This window comes from Aquificaceae bacterium, assembly GCA_037722135.1.
In the GTDB taxonomy this organism is placed as follows: domain Bacteria; phylum Aquificota; class Aquificia; order Aquificales; family Aquificaceae; genus Pampinifervens; species Pampinifervens sericum.
On record JBBKAW010000048.1, the window covers coordinates 1 to 5,974 of the forward strand.

General features: G+C 43.0%; 6 protein-coding genes. 3 read left to right on the forward strand and 3 right to left on the reverse strand.

Annotated features, from left to right (window positions below; genetic code table 11):
* Positions 1-48 precede the first annotated feature (48 nt).
* Positions 49-816 carry a Gfo/Idh/MocA family oxidoreductase gene (locus WKI49_03525; protein MEJ7621572.1) on the forward strand — a complete coding sequence of 256 codons (768 nt, stop codon included), beginning with the start codon at positions 49-51 and terminating at the stop codon, positions 814-816.
* Here WKI49_03525 and WKI49_03530 read toward each other — a convergent pair.
* Both WKI49_03530 and lysS read right to left on the reverse strand, forming a co-directional pair.
* On the reverse strand, positions 813-1,544 hold the full coding sequence (locus WKI49_03530; protein MEJ7621573.1) for a ferredoxin reductase: 732 nt from the start codon (positions 1,542-1,544) through the stop codon (positions 813-815). The genes WKI49_03525 and WKI49_03530 overlap by 4 nt on opposite strands.
* Positions 1,544-3,247 (reverse strand): lysine--tRNA ligase, encoded by a 1,704-nt coding sequence (gene lysS / locus WKI49_03535; protein ID MEJ7621574.1) that lies wholly within the window; start codon positions 3,245-3,247, stop codon positions 1,544-1,546. Before lysS ends, WKI49_03530 begins: the two co-directional genes overlap by 1 nt.
* A 40-nt stretch (positions 3,248-3,287) precedes the next feature.
* Between lysS and WKI49_03540 the strand changes: the two genes are divergently transcribed.
* On the forward strand, positions 3,288-4,217 hold the full coding sequence (locus tag WKI49_03540; GenBank protein ID MEJ7621575.1) for a histone deacetylase: 930 nt from the start codon (positions 3,288-3,290) through the stop codon (positions 4,215-4,217).
* On the forward strand, positions 4,218-4,424 hold the full coding sequence (locus tag WKI49_03545; protein MEJ7621576.1) for a hypothetical protein: 207 nt from the start codon (positions 4,218-4,220) through the stop codon (positions 4,422-4,424).
* Positions 4,425-4,583: 159 nt separating this feature from the next.
* On the opposite strand, the gene WKI49_03550 is transcribed toward WKI49_03545, so the two are convergent.
* Entirely contained in the window at positions 4,584-5,618 is a 1,035-nt protein-coding gene (locus WKI49_03550; GenBank protein MEJ7621577.1) for a CoA-binding protein, read from the reverse strand.
* Positions 5,619-5,974: the final 356 nt, after the last annotated feature.

Here is a 5,974-nt window from a genome sequence, read left to right on the forward strand (position 1 = left end):
ATCTTTTGAGATTTATAAGTTTATGGCTATTCCCTTAAAATTCTATACATGCATGTTTTACTGGTAGGTCTTGGCAATATGGGAAACAAATACTTTTGGAAGTTAGAGGAGCTTGGTGAGAAACTGGTTCTGTGCGATATAGACCCAAACAAGGAAAAAAAGCCTTACCCTTTCTATTGTCATTTTGGAGATATTAAAGAAGAGCTCAAGGCAGTTATAGTAGCAGTAGACCCAAAGGAGCATGTAGGTATAGCTCAAGAATTTTTAAAAAAAGGAACATCTCTTCTTCTTGAAAAGCCTCCCGCATTAAGCTCTAAGGAGTTTGACAGGATAAAAGACTACCCAAACCTGTATATCTCAGAGGTGGAAAGCTATTCGGTGTGTGTGGATTTTTTGCAAAGACCAAAAAAATTCATAAAGATAGAGAGGTTTGGAAGAGCAAAAGGCTACATTTCGCCCCTTTGGGACCTCGCTTGGCATGACCTGTATCTCCTTCAGAGAATTTCCAAAAACATAGTTCTTAGAGACCTTAGAATAGAAAAAAACATATGGACTCTTGAAGGCTACATAGATGAAGTGCCCTTTAGCCTAAGTGTTGCATGGGAGCATCCAGAGCCAAGAAGAGTGTGGAATATAGATGACAGGCTTATGCTGGACTTTGGCAACGAAAGAGTATACGAAGACCAAAGGGTGGTCAAGGAAGAAAAAAGAGACAAACTAAAACTTATGCTACAGGACTTTTTAAGAGGCACATACGACCCACAGAGCGTAGAGAGAGCATACATAAACCTAAGACTTCTTGAAAGCATCTCTTAGTCGTATTTTTCCTTCTTTATCTGGTTCTTATCCACTCCAAGCTCAAGGAGCATGCTTGCTATGTCTTCCACAAAGGCTGGTGGTCCACAAAGGTAGTAGAGATTTGTAGGAATATCCTCCACCTCTTTTAGTATCATCTCCACATTTATCCTTCCCGTGTATCCCTTCCAATCTGGTGGATGAGAGCGTGTAAGGGTGTGGACTACCTTTATGTTTGAGTGCTTATCCAGGCTCTCTAACTCTTCTCTGTAGATTATCTCCTCATAGTGGGTGTTTGAATATAAAAGCGTAGCCTTCACGTGTTCTAACTTAGCAGAAACTATGTATCTTAGTATGCACATAAGAGGCACGATGCCACTTCCTGCACCTATAAGCACAAGGCTTGTGCCCATTTGAGGAAGCCACACAAACTTTCCATAGGGTCCCTTTAGGAGAAACTCGTCTCCTTCCTTTACCTTCTCTGTGAGATAGGTAGAGGCTCTGCCTTCTGGCACTTTCTTTATGGTTAGCTCAAGGGTCTCTTTTTGAGTGGGTGGGCTTGCAATAGAGTAAGCTCTTTTTAACACCTGCCCCTCGTAAGGGACATTCACCATCATATACTGCCCGGGGTAAAAGTCAAAGTCCACATGGCTTATGTCAAAGACCAAGGTTTTTGTGCTTGGCGTTTCTTGGATAACTTTTATTACCTTTGCCTTAAACTCCTTTACAGGCTTTTTCTCAAGCTCCATCAGACCCTCCTCAAAGCGGGGAAGAGTATAACTTCCCTTATAGAATCCACATTCGCCAATATCATCACAAGTCTGTCTATACCTATACCCTCTCCTGCGGTTGGTGGCATGCCATACTCAAGGGCGGTTATAAAGTCCTCATCCATCTGCATAGCTTCTTCGTCTCCCATCTCCTTTTCCCTTAACTGCTGTAAAAATCTCTCCCTTTGCTCAAAGGGGTCGTTTAGCTCCGTGTAGGCGTTGGCAAGCTCCTTTCCTGCCACAAAAAGCTCAAACCTCTCCACAAGGTCTGGGTCTTCTCTGTGGCTTTTGGCAAGGGGCGAAAGTATCTTTGGAAAGTCCAAAACAAAGCAAGGACCCCAAAGCTCATCCTCCACTAAAAGGTCAAAAACCTTATCTATGAGTTTGGCATGAGTTAAGGTCTCTGCCTTTGGCACTCCTATTTCCTTTGCAAGCTTTCTTAGACCCTCTAAATCTCTTAGGAAAAAGTCCTTCTCCTTACCTGTTTTTTCCTCCAAAAGCTCAAAGTATCTATACCTTTTGTATGGTGGTGTAAAGTCAAGCTCTCTACCTCCATAAGTTAGCTTTAGACTACCCACCGTTGAAAGTAGAACATGCGATAAAAGCCTTTCTGTAAAGTCCATAAGGTCCTTGTAGTCCCAATAAGCGGTATAAAACTCCACCATGGTAAACTCTGGATTATGCGTGGTATCTACGCCTTCGTTGCGGAAGTTTTTACCAAGCTCATAGACCCTGTTAAAGCCACCCACGATTAGCCTTTTGAGATAAAGCTCTGGTGCTATTCTAAGGTATAGGTTCTGTTCAAGGTAGTTGTGATAGGTTATAAAGGGTTTTGCATTAGCTCCAGAGGCTATGTGTTGTAGTATGGGAGTTTCCACCTCAAGAAAGCCCTCTTTGTCTAAAAAGTTTCTAAGCTCTTTGATGACCTTGCTCCTCAGTAAGAAAATCCTCCTTGCTTCTTCGTTGGCTATTAGGTCAAGGTATCTTTGGCGGTATCTTACTTCCACATCCTTTATGCCGTGCCACTTTTCTGGCATAGGGTGTAAACTTTTTGAGAGTATCTGAAAGCTCTCTACCTCTACCGTTAGCTCTCCTGTGTTTGTCCTAAAGAGCTTGCCCCTTACACCCAATATGTCTCCAGTATCCACAAGCTCTTCAAACTCCTTAAAGGATTCCTCTCCCACTATGTCCTTTTTGAGGTATATCTGTATTCTACCTGTAGCATCTTGCAAATGTCCAAAGATAGCCTTACCCATGCTCCTAAGGGTTATAAGCCTCCCTGCAACAGATACCTCTTCAAAGTTAGGGTCAAGGTCATACAGAGGCTTTATGTCTTCTATTTCAAGAGCTTGCCCCTCCGATAGGACCGCATCATAAAGGCAAAGCTTCCCCTCATACCTACCAAGTTTTCCCATAAGGACGTATTCCTGCCCAACCTTTAGTTCTTGTTGTGTTATGGCGAGTATCTCCACGCCTTTGGAACTTGCAAGCCTTAAAAGATAGCCCTCTTCTATTTTTGAAGACCTCTTTACAATCCCTCTTAAGACAATCTCTCTGTTTTCTGTGGGCTTTTCATACTTGTTCCTTATATCGCCTATCTGTGCACTTACTTCAAACCTATAGGGATAAGCCTGTCCTCTTTTTGCTAACTCCTTTAGTTTTTCAACTCTTAACCTTTCCATAGGAAAAGGATTATAGCACTTTTGGAGTATAATCATCTTCATGAAGACAGGTTTTGTTTACGACCCCATATACCTTGAGCACCATTGGAAGGGTCATCCAGAAAACAAGGACAGACTAATAGCCATAATACAAGAGCTTGAGAGAAGAGGGCTTTTAAGGGAGCTTGTTCACATAAACCCCAGAAGAGCATCCGCCATGGAAGTCTCCCTAAACCATGACCCTGCATACGTTCAAGAGGTAGCAGACTTTTGCGCAGGAGGTGGTGGATACCTTGACCCAGATACTTACACAGTTCCTGCTTCTTACGATGTAGCACTTTATGCGGTGGGTGGAGTGCTTGAAGGCATAGACAGGCTTTTGAATAAAGAGGTAGATGCGGTCTTTTGTGCAATAAGACCTCCGGGACATCATGCAGAATATGCCAAGGCTATGGGCTTTTGCCTTTTTAACAATATTGCCATAGGCGCACACTACCTTCTCCAGAAGGGCTTTGAAAGGGTTTTTATAGTGGATTTTGATGCCCACCATGGAAATGGCACTCAAAGGAGCTTTTACGAAGATAACAGGGTTTTCTACTTTTCTTCTCATCAATATCCCTTCTACCCTGGCACAGGCTCTTCTCAAGAAAAGGGTGCAGGCAAGGGTTATGGCTTTACTCACAACGAACCTCTTCCTGCAGGCGCTGGAGACAAGGAGTTTGATAGGATATACGGTGAAGTTTTCCCTAAGCTATTTTACGAATACTCCCCTCAGTTTCTTCTTGTCTCCGCAGGCTACGATGCTCACAAGGATGACCCGCTAACATACCTTAACCTTTCCACAGAGGGTTTTGGAAGGCTTGTAAACCATCTCATTGAAAATGCTAAGAGGTTTTCCATACCCATCCTCTTTGCTCTTGAGGGAGGCTACAATCTAAAAGCACTCTCAGAATGCGTAAGCCTTACTATACAAAAGCTCTTGGAGGCTTAAATGGGCAAAAAAGTAAAGCATTACCTGTTTCAGGTTATATCCTTCATATTTGTAGCCTACGGCTTTTATCTTTTATTTCTTTTCCTTCTTGATACCATGTTGAGGATAAACAAACCTCTGGCTTATCCCTTTTCTGTAATGGTTACTTTTATCTTGATTGGCTTTACACTTTTATACTGGCTGAAAAAGAAAAGACTTCCCTTGTAAGAGGTTTCACAGGCAATGGGACTATAAGCTCCCTTGTGAACTGTGCAAATACTATACACTTTAATGCTTTGTATTTTTCTATGCGTGCCTTCTCGCACACCTTTACTGGTCTGCTATCAATGTGTAGCCTTCTTAAAGTCCAATGAAAACTTCAACAAATCAACCTATAAACTGACAGGTCTTCTCATCAATGGTAGAATACAGAGGCTTGACTCTTCCCTCTGGTGTTGTGTCCTCAAAGTCTCTTGGAACTCCAAGCTCCTCTATGCAATGCACAAGGTCATGGTAAAACTCCGCAACCTTGACAAGCCCTGTTATCTTGCCAACTTCGTTGAAGGCTCTTATCTTATCGGTGGCTTTACCCTTACCCCTTTCCACTATAGCACCTGCGTGTCCAAAAGAGACACCTTCAAGTTTTTCTTGAAATCTTCCTGCTACAAAGGCAGCTACCGGCTTGTTCCATCTGCCTTCCTTCCAAAGCCTTAGTATGGTTTCTGCAGCCTGCTCTTCGTAAGAGCCACCCACTTCGCCTTGAATTATTACACCCTTCACGTTTGGGTCATCCGCTATATTTTCCAAAGCATCCGCAAAGGTAGTGCAAGATATTACATCACCACCTAAAGCAAGAGCCATGTAAACACCCCACCCTCTGCGTTTAAACATCTCCGCAGTGGTGGTGGTAAGCCCACCAGATTTGGAAAGTATCACGAGTCCACCCTTTTCGTAAGCTATGGAAGGGTTTTTACCCCCTATTGCTCCAATCCTTGCGGGAATCCAAGGCATCATACAACCCAAAGAGGTGGGACCCACTATTATCACTCCTCTTTCCTTCGCATAGTGGTAAAAGTAGACCGTATCCCTTATTGGCACATGCTCGGTGATTATGAATATGACCTTTATGCCTGCATCTATAAGCTCTATAACCGCATCTTTTACAGAGGCTGGTGGCACATAAACTAAGCCTGTGTTTATCTCTGGATGTTTCTGCAAGGCTTCTTTGACCGTATTGTAGACAGGCTTCCCAGCCACCTCAGAACCGCCTTTTCCTGGCGTTACGCCTGCCACTATAAAACCCGGATATAGAGCTTCAGACTCTGTTACCACTTGAGAGGCTTCCCTTCCTGTTATGCCCATTACTATTATTCGTGTCTTGTCGTTCAGATATACAGTTCCCACGCTCCAGTTTTTCTCCATTTTTTACCTCCAAAACCTATATGCCTTAAAAGATTATATTACAAATTTTTTTCTCGGGAGGTAAAAATGAAAAGGTTTTGGGCTCTTTAGTTTATTACCTTTACCACGCTCTTAGGATGTGGAGGGTCTGGTTCTACTTCCTCTCAGGAGCAGATAGTTAAAATATCCGCCATACTTGTGCCTCTATATTCTTACCCTGCGGACGCAAACTACGGGGAGCATCACCAAAGATTAGCCCAGCTGAGAAGCCAAAAGGAGATAATAGTAATACTAAACCCTGATAATAGTTCTGGCTTAAGAAAAGACCATGAGTTTGAGAAGATTATAAACACATACAAGGCATCGGGCAAAAGGGT